15 protein-coding genes and 1 pseudogene are annotated in these 15,534 nt (G+C 68.0%); 11 read left to right on the top strand and 5 right to left on the bottom strand.

Annotation, left to right across the window (positions count from 1 at the left end; translation table 11 throughout):
- The 3 genes and pseudogenes from G3N98_RS24100 to G3N98_RS24090 all read right to left on the bottom strand — a co-directional run.
- Positions 1–847 (bottom strand): annotated as a pseudogene (locus G3N98_RS24100) (DUF3416 domain-containing protein); the annotation flags it as partial.
- Between the two features lie 147 nt (positions 848–994).
- The gene (locus tag G3N98_RS24095; RefSeq protein ID WP_089463934.1) at positions 995–1,483 is read right to left on the bottom strand and encodes a phage protein NinX family protein; all 489 of its coding nucleotides are present in this window, start codon (positions 1,481–1,483) and stop codon (positions 995–997) included.
- Between the two features lie 77 nt (positions 1,484–1,560).
- A complete protein-coding gene (locus G3N98_RS24090) occupies positions 1,561–1,845 on the bottom strand; it encodes a hypothetical protein (protein ID WP_206149412.1) in 285 nt (94 codons plus the stop codon).
- 343 nt (positions 1,846–2,188) lie between these two features.
- On the opposite strand from G3N98_RS24090, the gene G3N98_RS24085 reads away from it, so the two are divergent.
- The gene (locus G3N98_RS24085; protein ID WP_206149410.1) at positions 2,189–2,434 is read left to right on the top strand and encodes a DUF6566 family protein; all 246 of its coding nucleotides are present in this window, start codon (positions 2,189–2,191) and stop codon (positions 2,432–2,434) included.
- A gap of 109 nt (positions 2,435–2,543) precedes the next feature.
- Here G3N98_RS24085 and G3N98_RS24080 read toward each other — a convergent pair whose 3' ends face one another.
- Complete coding sequence (locus G3N98_RS24080; RefSeq protein ID WP_174988392.1) at positions 2,544–3,218, bottom strand: HAD family hydrolase; 675 nt, start codon at positions 3,216–3,218, stop codon at positions 2,544–2,546.
- Between the two features lie 220 nt (positions 3,219–3,438).
- Here G3N98_RS24080 and G3N98_RS24075 point away from each other — a divergent pair, with 220 nt between their 5' ends.
- Complete coding sequence (locus G3N98_RS24075) at positions 3,439–4,623, top strand: sugar transporter (RefSeq protein WP_089459323.1); 1,185 nt, start codon at positions 3,439–3,441, stop codon at positions 4,621–4,623.
- A gap of 67 nt (positions 4,624–4,690) precedes the next feature.
- Here the strand turns inward: G3N98_RS24075 and G3N98_RS24070 are convergent, their stop codons facing one another.
- Positions 4,691–5,467, bottom strand: coding sequence for a glucose 1-dehydrogenase (locus G3N98_RS24070; RefSeq protein ID WP_206149409.1), 777 nt, complete (start codon positions 5,465–5,467; stop codon positions 4,691–4,693).
- A gap of 184 nt (positions 5,468–5,651) precedes the next feature.
- On the opposite strand from G3N98_RS24070, the gene G3N98_RS24065 reads away from it, so the two are divergent.
- From G3N98_RS24065 to benC, 9 genes are all read left to right on the top strand, one after another.
- The gene (locus G3N98_RS24065) at positions 5,652–6,554 is read left to right on the top strand and encodes a LysR family transcriptional regulator (RefSeq protein ID WP_206149408.1); all 903 of its coding nucleotides are present in this window, start codon (positions 5,652–5,654) and stop codon (positions 6,552–6,554) included.
- Positions 6,555–6,780: 226 nt separating this feature from the next.
- Positions 6,781–7,218, top strand: a complete 438-nt coding sequence (locus G3N98_RS24060; protein ID WP_206149407.1) for a hypothetical protein — start codon at positions 6,781–6,783, stop codon at positions 7,216–7,218.
- A gap of 306 nt (positions 7,219–7,524) precedes the next feature.
- Positions 7,525–8,238: a helix-turn-helix transcriptional regulator gene (locus G3N98_RS24055; RefSeq protein WP_206149406.1), complete on the top strand. Its 714-nt coding sequence runs from the start codon at positions 7,525–7,527 to the stop codon at positions 8,236–8,238.
- Positions 8,239–8,341: 103 nt separating this feature from the next.
- A complete protein-coding gene (gene iaaH, locus G3N98_RS24050) occupies positions 8,342–9,820 on the top strand; it encodes an indoleacetamide hydrolase (RefSeq protein ID WP_206149405.1) in 1,479 nt (492 codons plus the stop codon).
- 543 nt (positions 9,821–10,363) lie between these two features.
- Positions 10,364–11,500 carry a muconate/chloromuconate family cycloisomerase gene (locus tag G3N98_RS24045; RefSeq protein WP_206149404.1) on the top strand — a complete coding sequence of 379 codons (1,137 nt, stop codon included), beginning with the start codon at positions 10,364–10,366 and terminating at the stop codon, positions 11,498–11,500.
- Between the two features lie 56 nt (positions 11,501–11,556).
- The gene (gene catA / locus G3N98_RS24040; protein WP_206149403.1) at positions 11,557–12,501 is read left to right on the top strand and encodes a catechol 1,2-dioxygenase; all 945 of its coding nucleotides are present in this window, start codon (positions 11,557–11,559) and stop codon (positions 12,499–12,501) included.
- Positions 12,502–12,622: 121 nt separating this feature from the next.
- On the top strand, positions 12,623–13,981 hold the full coding sequence (locus G3N98_RS24035) for a Rieske 2Fe-2S domain-containing protein (protein ID WP_206149402.1): 1,359 nt from the start codon (positions 12,623–12,625) through the stop codon (positions 13,979–13,981).
- Positions 13,978–14,466, top strand: a complete 489-nt coding sequence (gene benB, locus G3N98_RS24030) for a benzoate 1,2-dioxygenase small subunit (RefSeq protein ID WP_206149401.1) — start codon at positions 13,978–13,980, stop codon at positions 14,464–14,466. Before G3N98_RS24035 ends, benB begins: the two co-directional genes overlap by 4 nt.
- A 45-nt stretch (positions 14,467–14,511) precedes the next feature.
- Entirely contained in the window at positions 14,512–15,534 is a 1,023-nt protein-coding gene (benC, locus tag G3N98_RS24025) for a benzoate 1,2-dioxygenase electron transfer component BenC (protein WP_206149400.1), read from the top strand.

Raw genomic sequence — 15,534 nt, 5'->3', positions numbered from 1 at the left:
CAGCGGTCCACAACGCGCGGCGATAGGCGCGGGCGAGGGTGTCATCCGACGCGTCGGGCCAGTCGTCGGCGAGGCGCGGGCCGTCGAACGCGTCGGGAAACGCGATCGGCGCGCCGATGCGCCGCAGCAGCCGGTGTTCGTCGACGAACCACGGGGCGCGCAGATCCCACCAGCGCACCGATGAAAACACCGCGTCGAACCCGGCGCCTTCGAGCTGCGCCAGCGCGTCGCGTGCATGGCCGGGCACGCCGGCGAGCACCGTGACGTCCGGGCGGGTACGGCGCAGCGCCGCCCGCCAGCCGGGCCACCAGTCGGCCGGCAGATGATGCGGCGCATCGATCAGGAAGCCGGCCGCGCCCGCATCGGCGAACGCGGCGAGGTGCTTGCACCACCACGCGGACAGCGCGTCGCGCGCGGCGTCATCGCCGAGGTTCGCGTGGACGACGTCCAGTGCGTGCGCGCTGCCGCGCGGATCGATCAGCGCGTCGTCGTGCGTGCGCTCGACGTACCAGTCCGGATGCTCGGCACGCAGCGGGTTCTCGCGCGCGACCCGATCCGGCACGACTTCGAGCAGCACGCGCAGCCCGTGGCCGTGTGCGAGCTGGGCGAGCCGCGAGAAGGTTTCGAGCGCGCTCGCGCGTGTCGCGAACGCTTGGGACGGACGCCGGAAATCGGCCACGTGGCGCGGAAAGCCGGCGACGCTCGCGGCCCAGAACGCGCCGACGAGCACGTGATCGAAGCCCATGCCGGCGATGTGCGCGAACGTCTGCGGCCATGCGTCGAGCGGCCCGACGAGGCGGGCGTCGCAGAAGTAGAGGTGCGGAGAAAAGGGCGGCGTGGAGTCCATGGCGCGGGCGTAGGGGCGGCAGTCAATGACGCCGGTTCGCCGCAACGCGCGTGCCTGCCGGGTGGTTTCCCGTGGGGCAAGGGCAGGTGGGGGCTTGCGGCGGCGGGGACTGTCGTTTTTACATGAACGCTGGGTACCTGCATGCACTTACATGCGCGGCACCGAGCGGATATCCGTGCTGTCGCCCGTGGCGCGATCGTCATCGGCGTCGGGAAGCGGCACGCCGGGATCGCAGCGCACCACCGCACCGTGTTCGATCCGGTGCGGGAACGGCGGCGGTGCATCGATTTCATCGCCAAAGCGTGCGCGCACGAACGCCCGCAGCAGCGCCACGCGCGCATTGCGCCCGTGTGCGCCGCAGGTGGACGGGACGTCGACGAAGGTCGCGTCGCATTCGACGTCGTCGCCGTGCCGTGCGATTCGCAGATCGTCGACACGGTCGAGCACCGCGCCCGCATCGGACCACGACGCCGACGGCATGAAACACGTGTCGAGCCGCCTGAGTGCGTCGCACGCGGCTGTCACGACCAGATGCGGCGTGACGGCGGTGAAACGCAGCGTGTCTTCGTCGTCGGCGCACAGCGCGCGTGCACACCAGTAGTCGAGATCGTTTCCGTCGAGTGCGTCGGTTCGCATGGGCCGGCTCCGTCGGATCAAAACTGGCTCACCGCGCAAGCGGCGTGCCCGTCACGGGCGCCGCGCGGCCCGCACGATCACCATGCGCCGACGTCCCGGCTGCCGTCGATCCGCTGCAGCAGCGCGTCGCACCGTTCGCGCAGCGCGTTCAGTTCCGGTGAGTCGGCGTCGAGCCGCACCCGTTCGCCGCTGTCGGGATCGCGGTTCGCGATCGCGATGTCGTAGATCCCTTGCGCGATCGTCACGGACGCGTCCGCGATCCTGATCCGCGCAAGCCATCCGCATTCGGCGCGATGGCACGCGAGCCACATCCGCTGCACGTCGACGAGCTGACCGGTCGTGAGCCATGCACCGGACCGCATGCGCGCGGCCAGTTGGCTCGTCACGAGATAGGAGAGCAGATCGGTCGTTTGATTCACACGAGGCTCCTTCGCGAAGGGTCGGGACGTTCGATCCGCGAGCCGGGTCGCGGGAGCGGAGCCGGGGAAGGCGTCGGTGCGCGGATCGTCGTCCGGTTGCTGGAGGAACCGCTTCGCGGGCTCGCGCGGCATGCCGCGGCGGTTCGGTGCGCGACCGGCGCGCAAACCGCGTGCCAGCGGGCGGGTGTCGGGCACGGCGCGTGCATATGGGGCCGACGGGGCGCGCGGCGCGCATGCGGCGCGTATTATTTGCATCGCCATCGCAGATAGGTACAAGGAGGCCACCGTGCAAAATCAACAGGACGCACAGATTCGGGACCCGTATCGCGGGCACGAGATACGCGTGTGGGCGCGGCGCAACGACAGCGGCGCGTGGCGTGACGAGGTGCAGGTGTATGTGGGCGGCGAGCGCATCGAGCTGGGCGCGTCGGCGGCGGCCGATGGCCCCGACTGGATGACCGAGAACGAAGCGCTGCTCGCGGGCGTCGAGCGGGGCCGTTATCTGATCGACAAGCGCGTTGACGACGATTGAGCCGCGCGGCGGCCGCGGGCCGGTTCCGCGCAGGCGCGGCCGGTGGTCGTTCGCGACCTGACCAAACCGACGGCGCGCCGGTGCAGGCGCCGTCGGCGAAGCACGCGTTTCAGGGCCGGGCCGCTATCTCGTCGAGATGCCACAGCAGATCGGCCGGGTCATCGTACACGCGCAGCGCGCCCGCGCGTTCGAGTTCGTCGCTGCCGTACCCACCCGACAGCAGCCCGACGCCGAGCGAGCGGCAGCGGGCGGCGGCGAGCATGTCCCAGATGCTGTCGCCCACCACGACCGTGTGTTCGATCGGCACGTTCAGTTGCGCGGCGGCCGTCAGGAACAGGTCGGGGTCGGGCTTCGCGTACTTGACCTGGTCGCGCGTCACCACCACCTGCTTCGCCGGATCGACGCCGAGCGCCTCCAGGTTGATGGCGGCCGTCTCCATCCGCCCGCTGGTCGCGATCGCCCAGCGGATGCCCGCCGACGACAACGCGGCCAGCAGCTCGCGCGCCCCCGGCAGCGGCCGGACCTGCGCGCGCAGCCGCTGGTACGCGGCCGCATGGAGGCGCGCCAGCCGCTCGACGCGCTCGGCGTCGAGGTCGCCCGACGTCTCGCGCAGCAGCTGATTCAGGAACAGGCCGCCGCTCATGCCGATCTTGCGATGGATGCGCCACACCGACAATTCGATGCCTTCCGCATCGAGCGCTTCCTTCCACGCGAGGACGTGCTGGTAGACGCTGTCGACGAGCGTGCCGTCGAGATCGAACAGAAAAGACGTTTCAATGCGCATGTGTACCTCCTGGATCGAAAGGGGCGCGTGCAAACGGGTCGTGAGAAGCGTATCGGCACATTATCGGCGCACGGCCGTGTCGTGACCATGTCCCGCGGCCCACCGACGCGACGCCACGCCACCCCGCGCCGTGTCATGTGCCGCTGGTACAATCGCGGCGATCGCCGGGCCGGGTTCTCCGCGCCGCGCGCCCCCAACCCTCGTCTCGCCGATTCCAGGTATGGCTACACCGGACGCCGTCAGTTCCAAGCATTCGTGGTGGGGTGTCCTGACCCTGGCACTCACCGCCTTCATCTTCAATACCACCGAATTCGTGCCTGTCGCGCTGCTCAGCGCGATCGGCGACAGCCTGCACATGCAGCCGACCGACGTCGGCCTGATGCTGACCATCTACGCGTGGGCCGTGGCCGTCGTGTCGTTGCCGCTGACGCTGGCCACGCGCCATGTCGAGCGTCGCAAGCTGCTCACGTGGGCGTTGCTGGGGTTCATCGCGAGCCACGTCGTGACCGGTGTCGCATGGAATTTCGCGGTGCTGATGGTCGGCCGGCTGGGCATCGCGTGCGCGCATGCGGTGTTCTGGTCGATTTCCGTGCCGCTGGCCGTGCGGCTCGCGCCGAGCGACCGGAAAAGCCGCGCGCTCAGCCTGCTGGCGATGGGCACGGCGATCGCGATGGTGGCCGGCATTCCGCTCGGGCGCGTGGTCGGCGAGACGTTCGGCTGGCGCGTCACGTTCCTGATCATCGCCGGCGCGGCGGCCGTCGCGCTGGTGCTGCTGCGTGCGACGTTGCCGGTATCGCCGAGCCAGGGCGCCGGGTCGCTCAGCAGTATCGGCGTGTTCCTGCGCAAGCCCGCGCTGGTGGCGCTGTACGCGATCACCGTGCTCGTCGTGTCCGCGCATTTCACGTCTTACACGTACATCGAGCCGTTCGTCCAGAGCGTCAATCACGCGAGCAGCAGCCGGATTACGTATGTGCTGATCCTGTTCGGCGTCGCCGGCATACCGGCCGCGATCTGCTTCAACCGCCTCTATCCGCACCGGCCGGACGATTTCCTGCTCGGGTCGATCGTCGCGCTGGCCGGGTGCCTGCTGATCCTGTTCCCGTGCGCGTTGAACATCGTCACGCTGTCCGTGCATACGCTGGTCTGGGGCGGGGCGATCGTCTGCTTCGGGCTGGCGATGCAGGCATGGGTGCTGAAGCTGGCGCCGGAGGGAACCGACCTCGCGGTATCGATCTTCTCCGGGCTGTACAACGTCGGCATTGGCGCGGGCGCGCTGATCGGCAACCATATCGCCGGCGACTTCGGGCTGCCGTGGATCGGCACGTTCGGCGGCGTGGTCGGCGCGGTGGCGGTCGGGATCGCGTGGCTGGCGCTGCGGCTGCACGCGAGGCAGGCGGTGGCCTAGCCGACGCCGGGTGGCAGCGTGCGGCATGTGACGCACGCCGCCACGGCCCGGCCTCGCGCGTTGCCCGTCATGCCACCGAATAACCGCCGTCGGCCACGAGCGCATGCCCTGACACGTAGCTGGAGTCGTCCGACGCGAGGAACGCGACGATCGTCGCCATCTCCTCGGCGGAGCCCCAGCGTCCTGCCGGCGTCGATGCGGCGAACGCCTGTTGCGCCTCGTCCGACGGCCAGATGCCGCGATGATGGAACGGCGTTTCGATCAGCCCCGGGCACAGCGCGTTCACGCGCACGCCGCGTTTGAACCATTCGATCGACGCGGTCTTCGTCATCCCGATCACCGCGTGCTTGCTCGCGATATAGACCGACGCATTCTCGAAGCCGATCAGCCCGCCCATCGACGCGTTGTTGATGATGCTGCCCGACCCCTGCCGCAGCATGATTTCAGCGGCGTACTTCATCGAGTTGAATACCCCGCGCACGTTCGGTTCGAACACCTTGTCGAACCGCTCGGCATCCTGCTCGAGCAGCGGCGCGAACACGCCTTCCGTGCCGGCATTGTTGAACGCGATGTCGACGCGTCCGTAGGTCGCTACCGTGAAATCGAACAGCTTGCGCAGATCGTCTTCGTTCGCGACGTCCGCGACGAAGGCTTTGGCGTCGCCGCCTGCGGTCACGATTTCGTCGACCAGTCGATCGAGCTCGGGCTTGCGCCGTGCGGAGACGACGACCTTGGCGCCGCGACGCGCGAGTTCGATCGCGGACGCGCGGCCGATGCCGGAGCTGGCGCCCGTTACCACGGCGATGCGGCCGTCGAGTTGGCCCGGTTTCGTGCTTGCGTTCATGATGAGATTCTCCAGAGTGAGGGATAAAAGCGGCGCATGGGGCTGAGTTGAATCGGTTGCGATGCACGCTTGATGAGCATTGTGGTCGCTCGCGTGTCGCAAAAAAATGGAACAATGGCGCATTCAGAATTCCCATTTCGGGAATGAAAGGCGCTGCCGCATGCGCGTGCCACGAGGGTTCTCCATGCTCAACCGACTCGACATCCTGAAGATCTTTGCCGCGGCCGCCGCGGCGCCCACGTTCCGCGAGGCGGCGGCGCGCCTGGGCGTATCGCCGCAGGTCGTGACGCGCGCGGTGCGCGAACTGGAGGAGATGCTCGGCGAAACGCTGTTTCACCGGACGACCCGGAGCATCCGGATCACCGCGTTCGGGCAGGCGTTCGCGCGTGACGCGCAGACGGCGCTGGCTGCCGTCGACGGGCTGTTCGGCCCCGCGACGGGTCACGCCGACGAGCCGGTGGGCGTCGTGCGAATCACGGCGCCGTCGGGCATGGGGCGTCGTTACGTGCAACCGATCCTGAGCGATCTCATGCAGCGGTATCCGGGGCTCGTGCCCGACTTGCGGCTATCGGACGTGCCGTCGCCGGTGGTCGACGAGCAGATCGACATCGGCGTGCGCGTCGGGGCGATCGGCGACAACCGCTTCGTCGCGCGGATGGTCGGGCCGTTGCCGATGTGGATCGTCGGCGCGCCGTCGCTGATCCGGCGGCTGGGCGAGCCCAAAAATCGCAAGGAACTCGAATCGATGCCGGTCACGTGCCTGATCGATCGCGCGAGCGGCCGCGCGTGGCCGTGGATGTTTCGGGGGGAGCAGCAGTTCGTCCCGTCGTCGCCGGCATATCTGACCGACGATACCGAGGTGGAGATCGAGGCCATCTGTGCGGGGGTGGGGCTGGGGCAGTGCTCCGAGTACCTCGTCCGGCCGTACGTCGACAAGGGGCGCCTCGTGCGGCTGCTGCCCGGCCTCGAGCCCGAGCCGTGGAAGCTGCACGTCTATCGGCCGCGGCGCGGGCCGATGCCCCGGCGCATCCGGGTCGTGTACGACGCGCTGGTGGCGAAGCTCGCGGACGCGACGTGGCGGGGGTAGGCGGGGCTGCGGGTCGCGTTGGCGTGAAGCGGTTTCAACCGCCGCTCGACGACGTCGGCGCACCGTCGAAACCATAACGTGCCAGTAACGTGCTTGGCGCGCCTCCATCCGGCCTGGCGTGGTCGCGTCATTCGCCGCCGTGCACGCGGCAAGCCGACATATTGCGGCATCATCATGGATGCCGACGCACCGGCATCGGTGCCCGCTATTCGACTGGAGACTCTGCATGCCGATACCCCGGATTGAAACCCGTGACGCGATGGGCGACCCCGATGTGGTCTATCTCAACCCGTATCACGTGCTGTGGATGTCGCAGCCGACCGCTGCGCAGCGGCGGCCGGGCGGCACGGCCATTCGCGTCGACGACCGCGTGAAGGGCGGTTCGTTGCTGATGGCCGACAACCCGCCGGCCGCTCAGCTGCTGCAGGATCTCGGGCCGTTCGTGACGGTGACGCTCGCGAATCCGTCGTCCGACTATCCGGACGGTCTCGTCCATGTGCGTGCGCAGGCGATCGTCAAGATCGCGACCGACGACCACGACAAGCCGCTCGCCGAGCGCACGCTCGGCTGGGTCCACGTCAAGGACGGCTCCGCGTTCAAGGTCCGGGATTACGCCGGCGTGGCTGCGCAATGGCAGGCGGTGGTGGCGGGTGCCGGCCGCTGAGCGGGGCGTCACGCCTGCGTAATGACGCTGCGGCCCGTCGCGCCGCAACGGGCCGGGCGTGGTTCGCCTCGGGAAACCGGCCGTTTTGCCTCGTGCGCCCTGGCGAGCCGCTCAGGTGTCGGAGTGCCGCGCGAACCATGAGCCCGCTCGGCGCCGCAGTCGATACGCGATACGCAGTACGTCGATCCGCCGGGTAACATGGCGCATCGCGACGCACCCATGCCCGTTCGGGCCTCCGCCGCGACACCCCAGGTCGAAGCGCTCGATGCAGATGTTCTCCACCGGCTTGCCGAGGAACCGTCCGTCATGAACCTTTCCGCGTCCGATATCACACCGGAGGAACTCCGGCTGTTCGGCGACATCGTCGCCCGCCTGGAAGAACTGGGGCCGGTCGTCGACGTGCGGACGGTCGTGCTGCCCGCGATCACGCAGCTGCTCCGCGCCGATTTCGCCGCATCGTTCGATTGCGACGAACACACCGGCCTGTGGCGCAACGGGTTCGCGTACAACGTCGATGCGTCGCAGATCGCCCGCTACGAAGCGTGGTTCCAGCATATCGATCCGGTCACGCCGCCACTGCGCGCGCGCCGCGTGGCGACCTGCGTCGACGAAGTGGTGAGCCGGCGCGAGCTCGAGCAGACCGAGTTCTACACCGATTTCCTGTGCCGCGACGGGATGCATCACGGCATCAACGTCTACGCGTTCGACGGCGCGACGCATGTGGGCGACCTGCGCATCTGGCGAGCGCAAGGGCGGCCGGACTTCACCGAACGCGACAAGCTGCTGCTGAACGGCATCGAGCCGTTTTTCCGGCGCGCGCTGCTGCGGCGGCGCCATGCGTGCGCGGGGCTGACCGGGCGAGAGAGCGACGTCGCGCGGCTGGTTGCCGCCGGTTACACCGACAAGGACGTCGCGCGCACGCTCGGCATCGGGGTGCCGACGGTCCGCACGCATCTGCGGCGCGTGATGGCGAAGAAGGGCGTCCCCAACCGCGCGAGCCTCGCGGCCGCGCTGGCGTAACGGGTCGCACGGCCGACGACCGAGGGTCATCCATTGTGATGATGGGCGTCAAAATCGGCGCGCCCTACCTTGTGACGATCCCCCGTTACGAGGAACGACGACGATGCCCACCCTGGGAACCCTGACGCTCACCGAAGCCCGGCACGCGATCCTGCGCCGTGAGTTTTCCTGCGTCGAATACGCGTACGCCATGATCGAGCGGCACGCCCGCTGGCGCTACCTGAACGGCTTCACGTGCGTCGACGAAGCACGGCTGCTCGCCGAAGCGGCCCGCTGCGACCGCGACCTCGCGACGTCGGCCTCCCCGCACGCACTGCTGGGCCTGCCGATCGCGATCAAGGACAACATCGACACCGCGTGCCTGCCGACCGGCAACGGCACGCTGGCGCTGCACAACCGCGTGCCGCCGCAGCATGCGCCGGTCGTCGCGCGGCTGCTCGCGCAAGGGGCGCTGATCGCGGGCAAGGCCAACCTGCACGAGCTGGCGTTCGGCGTGTCGGGCAACAATCGCGTGACCGGCGCGGTACGCAACCCGTACGACTTCAACCGGATTCCGGGCGGCAGCAGCAGCGGCTCGGGCGCGCTGGTCGGCGCGGGCGTGGTGCCCGCCGCGCTCGGGACGGACACCGGCGGCTCGGTGCGGATTCCGGCGGCGCTGTGCGGTGCCGTCGGCCTTCGCCCGACGGTGGGGCGCTACCCGTCGGGCGGCGTCGCGCCGATTTCGCGCACGCGCGACACCGTCGGCCCGATCGCGCGGTCGGTCGAGGACATCGCGCTGCTCGACGCGATTCTGTCCGGCACCGGCACCCATGCGAGCGCGTCGCTGCCGATCCGCAGTGCGACGCGCCCGGTGCGCCTGGCGGTTCCGCGCACGACGTTCTGGCGCGGCCTCGCTCAAGATGTCGAAAGGGTGGCGAATGCCGCGATGGCGAAACTGGCGCAGGCGGGCTTCGAGTGCGTCGATATCGACCTGAACGACTATCCGGGGTTCTTCGACGACGAGCCGGCCGTCATTGCCCTGTACGAATTCCGGTCGTCGATGCACGCGTATCTGGTCGAGAACGGCTATGACCTGTCAGTCGACGACATTGTCGCGAACGTGGGGAGCCCGGATGTCGCGAAGATCGCCCGCCATATCACCGGCCCTGACGGGGTCGGCGAAGCGGCGTACCGCACCGCGCTCGACCGGCGTACGCGCTCGCGTGCCGCGTATCGGCAGTGCCTCGCCGACAGCGGCGCCGACGCGCTGGTGTTTCCGACCACGATCGCCACCGCGTGCCCGATTCCGGCAGGCGATGCGATGATGCTCAACGGCGAGCCTGCGTCGGTGTTCGCGACTTACATCCGGAATACCGAGCCGGGCAGCAATGCCGGCGTACCGGGCATGACCGTCCCGGCCGGCCTGACGGCGGCCGGGCTGCCAGTCGGCCTCGCGCTGGACGGGGCGGCCGGCACCGATCGCGAACTCATCGCGGTCGCGCTGGAGGTCGAGCGGGTGCTCGGGCGACTGCCGTTGCCTGACGATGGATTCGGAGTCGAGGGCAGGTTGGGTGGATACGCGGGTGTCGATGGGGAGTCGTGATGCGGTGCCGACGCGCCTGTGGGCGGTGCGGCAGCTGAAGTGCCGGAGCCGGCCGGCATGCGCGCGAGGTGGGCTACGCTGACGCCGAGCCCTTCGCGCGCCCGACCCGATGCGCAAGCACCGCTGACGTGAATCCCGCCGGCGCCGCAGCGTCTTGACCCGACAACCGCTCGAACCCACGCACGCGAAGCCCGCCGCCAACCGCGCATATCGAAAAACTCGCCCCCGAGCCCCCGAGCGAGGCATCAGGAAAACCCTGACAGCGGGCCACCGAGGCCGCTTTTTTGCGTCGCCGCGCGCGTGGCGGCCAATGCCTTTCCCGTCTCCGGTCGTCCGCCTCCCGGGTGGCCGCTCCCCTCGATCCAGCGCGGCTTCCCGGCCATCTTGCCTGTCATTGAGGGTATGGTGACAAGCTAAATCGACTGAATATCCCCGAATTTCAATACCTGTCAGGTATTGAAATGACCGCCTAAAAGTATTGGACGCTCGATCTGGCCGAGACGTATAAATCGCCTCAAGAACTTCACCTCCACGGCGTGCCCCATGTCCTCCGTCACCATCGAACGCATCGAAACCCGCCTCGTCGACCTGCCGACGATCCGCCCGCACAAGCTGTCGGTGGCCACGATGCATGGCCAGACGCTGATGCTCGTGAAGGTGTGCTGCAGCGATGGCGTGACGGGCCTCGGCGAAGGCACGACGATTGCCGGCATGGCCTACGGCCCGGAAAGCCCCGAGGCGATGAAGCTGGCGATCGACACGTATCTCGCCCCGGCGATCATCGGCCGGGACGCGACGCGCATCCAGACGCTGATGGCGTTCCTCGGCAAGCTCGCGAAGGTCAACCACTTCGCGAAGAGCGCACTCGAAACCGCGCTGCTCGACGCGCACGGCAAGCGGCTCGGCGTGCCGGTGAGCGAACTGCTCGGCGGCCGCCGCCGCGATCGCCTGCCGGTCGCCTGGACGCTCGCATCGGGCGACACGGCCACCGACATCGCCGAAGCCGAGCGGATGCTCGACCTGCGCCGCCACAACGTGTTCAAGCTGAAGATCGGCGCGAAAGCGCCGGAGACGGATATCCGCCATGTGGCCGAGATCAAGCGGGCCGTCGGCGATCGCGCGTCGGTGCGCGTCGACGTGAACATGGCGTGGAGCGAAACGCAGGCCGCGCGCGCGATTCCGGCGCTGGCCGATGCCGGTTGCGAACTGGTCGAGCAGCCGGTGGCCTCGGCCGCGGCGCTGGCGCGCCTGATGCGCCGCTTCCCCGTCGCGCTGATGGCCGATGAAATCCTGCAAGGCCCCGACAGCGCGTTCGAGATCGCGAAGCATCACGGCGCCGACGTGTTCGCGATCAAGATCGAGCAAAGCGGCGGCCTGTTCGCCGCGCAGCGCGTCGCCGCGATCGCGGATGCGGCCGGCATCGAGCTGTACGGCGGCACGATGCTCGAAGGCGCGTTCAGCACGGTGGCGTCCGCGCACCTGTTCGCGAGTGTCGCGAACCTGCAGTGGGGCACCGAGCTGTTCGGGCCGCTGTTGATCACCGAAGAGATCCTGACGCAGCCGCTCGATTACAGCGACTTCGAACTGACCGTGCCGAACGGCCCTGGCCTCGGCATCGAACTCGACGAGGACAAGGTCAGGCGTTTCACCCGCGACGGGCTGACGAAAGTCGCGCGATAGATAACCCGAGCCAGGCAACGGCCGTCATTCCCCCCAATACACGTGGAGACACCATCATGAGCGTCAAAGTTTTCGAGTCACGGGAAGTGCAGGATCTGCTGAAGGCCGCGTCGAACGCGGGCGCGAACGGCACGAACGGCGGCAACGCGCGCACGCAGCAGGTCGTGCTGCGGCTGCTCGGCGACCTGTTCAAGGCGATCGACGATCTCGACATCACGCCCGACGAAGTGTGGGCCGGCGTGAACTACCTGAACAAGCTCGGCCAGGACGGCGAAGCGGCGCTGCTCGCGGCCGGCCTCGGCCTCGAGAAGTATCTCGACATCCGGATGGATGCCGCGGACAAGGCGGCCGGCCTCGACGGCGGCACGCCGCGCACGATCGAAGGGCCGCTGTACGTGGCCGGCGCACCGGTGCGCGACGGCGTGTCGAAGATCGACCTCGACGAAGACGACGGCGCGGGCCCGCTCGTGATCCACGGCACGGTCACCGGCGTCGACGGCAAGCCGGTCGCGGGCGCGCTGGTCGAATGCTGGCACGCGAACTCGCACGGCTTCTATTCGCACTTCGACCCGACCGGCAAGCAGAGCGAGTTCAACCTGCGCGGCGCGGTAAGAACGGGCGCCGACGGCAAGTACGAATTCCGCACGCTGATGCCGGTCGGCTACGGCTGCCCGCCGCAGGGCGCGACGCAGCAACTGCTGAACGGCCTCGGCCGCCACGGCAACCGCCCGGCGCACGTGCACTTCTTCGTCGACAGCCCCGACCACCGCAAGCTGACGACGCAGTTCAACATCGACGGCGATCCGCTGATCTGGGATGACTTCGCATATGCGACGCGCGAGGAGCTGATCCCGCCCGTGGTCGCGAAGACCGGCGGCACGGCGCTCGGCATGAAGGCCGATGCGTACCAGGACATCGAGTTCAACTTCGTCCTGACGCCGCGGGTGCAGGGCAAGGACAACCAGATCGTCCACCGCCCGCGCGCAGCCGCGACGGCGTAACCGCCAACCGCCCGCCGGCGCGGCGCCGATGTGCCGCCGCCGGCCGGGTACCCGCGAGATTCAACCGATTACCGATGCGAGCGTGCTTGCAGGACGCGGCACGCGCATGGGAGGAGCCAACATGTCCGCCACGATCGACCAAGCCACCGACCTGGATCACCTGCTCGCCACCGCGGTGCAGGACGACAAGGAAGCCGGCGTATTCCGCTGCCGCCGCGACATCTTCACGAACGCCGAGCTGTACGAACTGGAGATGAAGCACATCTTCGAGAGCAACTGGGTGTACCTGGCGCACGAAAGCCAGATCCCGGCCAACAACGACTACTACACGACGTGGATCGGCCGCCAGCCGATCGTGATCACGCGCGACAAGACCGGCGAGCTGCACGCGGTGATCAATGCCTGTGCCCACAAGGGCGCGATGCTGTGCCGCCGCAAGCACGGCAACAAGGGCAGCTTTACGTGCCCGTTCCACGGCTGGACCTTCTCGAACACCGGCAAGCTGCTGAAGGTGAAGGACGAGAAGACGACCGAGTATCCGGTGCAGTTCAACACGAACGGCTCGCACGACCTGAAGAAGGTTGCACGCTTCGCGAATTATCGCGGCTTCCTGTTCGGCAGCCTCAGCGCTGACGTGCTGCCGCTGGAAGAGTATCTCGGCGAAGCGCGCGTGATCATCGACCAGATCGTCGATCAGGCGCCGAACGGGCTCGAGGTGCTGCGCGGCAACTCGTCCTACATCTACGAAGGCAACTGGAAGATGCAGATGGAGAACGGCTGCGACGGCTACCACGTCAGCACCGTGCACTGGAATTATGCGGCGACGATGGGCCGCCGCAAGGAAGACGGCACCAAGGCCGTCGACGCGAACAGCTGGAGCAAGTCGGTCGCGGGCGTGTACGGCTTCGACAACGGCCACATCCTGCTGTGGACGCAGACGATGAACCCGGAAGTGCGGCCGGTGTACCAGCACCGTGACGAGATCAAGGCGCGCGTCGGCGACGTGCAGGCCGACTTTATCGTCAACCAGACCCGCAACCTGTGCGTGTACCCGAACGTGTTCCTGATGGACCAGTTCAGCACGCAGATCCGCGTGGTGCGGCCGCTCGGCGTCGACAAGACCGAGGTCACGATCTTCTGCTTCGCGCCGAAGGGCGAGAGCGAGGCCGACCGCACGATCCGGATCCGCCAGTACGAGGATTTCTTCAACGTGACGGGCATGGGCACCGCCGACGACCTCGAGGAATTCCGCGCATGCCAGGCCGGTTACGCGGGCATCACGGCGATGTGGAACGACCTGTCGCGCGGCGCGCCGTTGTGGATCGACGGGCCCGACGAGAACGCGAGGAAGATGGGGCTGAACCCGCGCATTTCCGGCGAGCGCAGCGAGGACGAAGGGCTGTTCGTGTGCCAGCACGAACACTGGGTGCATGTGATGCGCGATGCGCTGAAGAAGGGACGCGGGGAGGTGGCAGCATGAGCTTCGATTACCGGATCATTTGCGCGGCGCTGTATCGCGAAGCGCGCCTGCTCGACGATCGCCAGTGGGACGCGTGGCTGACCTGTTACACGGAGGACGTCACGTACTGGATGCCCGCATGGGACGACGACGATCGGCCGACCGACGATCACCAGAGCCAGATCTCGCTGATGTACTACCCGGACCGCGGCGGCCTCGAGGATCGCGTGTTCCGGATCAAGACCGAGCGCAGCGGCGCATCGACGCCCGAGCCGCGCACCAGCCACAACGTGACGAACGTCGAGGTGCTGGCCGAACGCGACGGCGAGGTGGACGTGCGCTACAACTTTCACACGCTGAACCACCGCTACCGCGTGACCGATCACTTCTTCGGCACGATGTTCGTCACGTTGCGCCAGGTGGGCGACGAACTGCTGATCTCGTACAAGAAGATCGTGCTGAAGAACGACTACATCCGGCAGGTGCTCGACGTCTATCACGTCTGACGCCCGTTGTTTCGTCATCAAAGACAAGGAAGTGGAGGCGACGCCATGTCCAGCTACAAGATTGCACTGAACTTCGAGGACGGGGTAACCCGCTTCATCGACTGCAAGGCCGGCGAGAAGGTACTCGACGCGGCCTTCCGCGCGAAGATCAACCTGCCGATGGATTGCTCCGACGGCGTGTGCGGCACCTGCAAGTGCCGCGCCGAAAGCGGCAGCTACGACCTCGGCGACGATTACATCGACGACGCGCTCACCGAAGACGAAAAGGACGGCGGCCTCGTGCTGACCTGCCAGATGGTGCCGCAAAGCGATTGCGTGATCGCGGTGCCGACGTCGTCGGTCGCGTGCAAGACCGGCCAGAGCAGCTTCGCCGCCACGGTGACGAAGGTCGAGCAGCACAACGACGCGGCCGTCGTGCTCGAACTGGACGTCGGCGCGGCCGCGCCCGTGTTCCTGCCGGGCCAGTACGTGAACATCGGCGTGCCCGCGAGCGGGCAGCACCGGTCCTACTCGTTCTCTTCTGCGCCGGCCGATGCGAAGGTCAGCTTCCTGATCAAGAAGATCCCCGGCGGCGTGATGAGCACGTGGCTCGAATCGGCGCAGCCCGGCGACACGCTGGAACTGCACGGGCCGCTCGGCAGCTTCTACCTGCGCGACGTGCAGCGGCCGCTGCTGTTCCTCGCGGGCGGCACGGGGCTGGCGCCGTTCCTGTCGATGCTCGAGGTGCTCGCGCGTGCCGGGTCGCAGCAGAAGGTGCATCTGATCTACGGCGTGACGCGCGAGCTCGACCTCGTGCTGGTCGACGCGATCGAAGCCTACGCGGCGAAACTGCCGAACTTCAGCTTCGCGACGGTCGTCGCGGACGCCGCGTCGAGCCATCCGCGCAAGGGCTGGGTCACGCAGCACATCCCGGCCGAGGCGCTGAACGACGGCGACGTCGACGTGTATCTGTGCGGGCCGCCGCCGATGGTCGACGCGGTGCGCCAGTATTTCGACGACGAAGGCGTGAAGCCGAACAGCTTCCACTACGAGAAGTTCACCCCCAACGTCACGGCAAAGGCGGCGTGA

The sequence above is a fragment of the Burkholderia sp. Tr-20390 genome (assembly GCF_017104595.1).
Taxonomy (GTDB): Bacteria; Pseudomonadota; Gammaproteobacteria; order Burkholderiales; family Burkholderiaceae; genus Burkholderia.
This window is presented reverse-complemented; position numbering and strand designations above follow the sequence as displayed.

Coding starts and splice junctions, on each gene's coding strand:
- G3N98_RS24095 (WP_089463934.1), bottom strand. CDS start 1,483: ATGCGAACCGACGCACTCGACGGAAACGATCTCGACTACTGGTGTGCA.
- G3N98_RS24090 (WP_206149412.1), bottom strand. CDS start 1,845: ATGCGGTCCGGTGCATGGCTCACGACCGGTCAGCTCGTCGACGTGCAG.
- G3N98_RS24080 (WP_174988392.1), bottom strand. CDS start 3,218: ATGCGCATTGAAACGTCTTTTCTGTTCGATCTCGACGGCACGCTCGTC.
- G3N98_RS24075 (WP_089459323.1), top strand. CDS start 3,439: ATGGCTACACCGGACGCCGTCAGTTCCAAGCATTCGTGGTGGGGTGTC.
- G3N98_RS24070 (WP_206149409.1), bottom strand. CDS start 5,467: ATGAACGCAAGCACGAAACCGGGCCAACTCGACGGCCGCATCGCCGTG.
- G3N98_RS24065 (WP_206149408.1), top strand. CDS start 5,652: ATGCTCAACCGACTCGACATCCTGAAGATCTTTGCCGCGGCCGCCGCG.
- G3N98_RS24060 (WP_206149407.1), top strand. CDS start 6,781: ATGCCGATACCCCGGATTGAAACCCGTGACGCGATGGGCGACCCCGAT.
- G3N98_RS24055 (WP_206149406.1), top strand. CDS start 7,525: ATGAACCTTTCCGCGTCCGATATCACACCGGAGGAACTCCGGCTGTTC.
- iaaH (WP_206149405.1), top strand. CDS start 8,342: ATGCCCACCCTGGGAACCCTGACGCTCACCGAAGCCCGGCACGCGATC.
- G3N98_RS24045 (WP_206149404.1), top strand. CDS start 10,364: ATGTCCTCCGTCACCATCGAACGCATCGAAACCCGCCTCGTCGACCTG.
- catA (WP_206149403.1), top strand. CDS start 11,557: ATGAGCGTCAAAGTTTTCGAGTCACGGGAAGTGCAGGATCTGCTGAAG.
- G3N98_RS24035 (WP_206149402.1), top strand. CDS start 12,623: ATGTCCGCCACGATCGACCAAGCCACCGACCTGGATCACCTGCTCGCC.
- benB (WP_206149401.1), top strand. CDS start 13,978: ATGAGCTTCGATTACCGGATCATTTGCGCGGCGCTGTATCGCGAAGCG.
- benC (WP_206149400.1), top strand. CDS start 14,512: ATGTCCAGCTACAAGATTGCACTGAACTTCGAGGACGGGGTAACCCGC.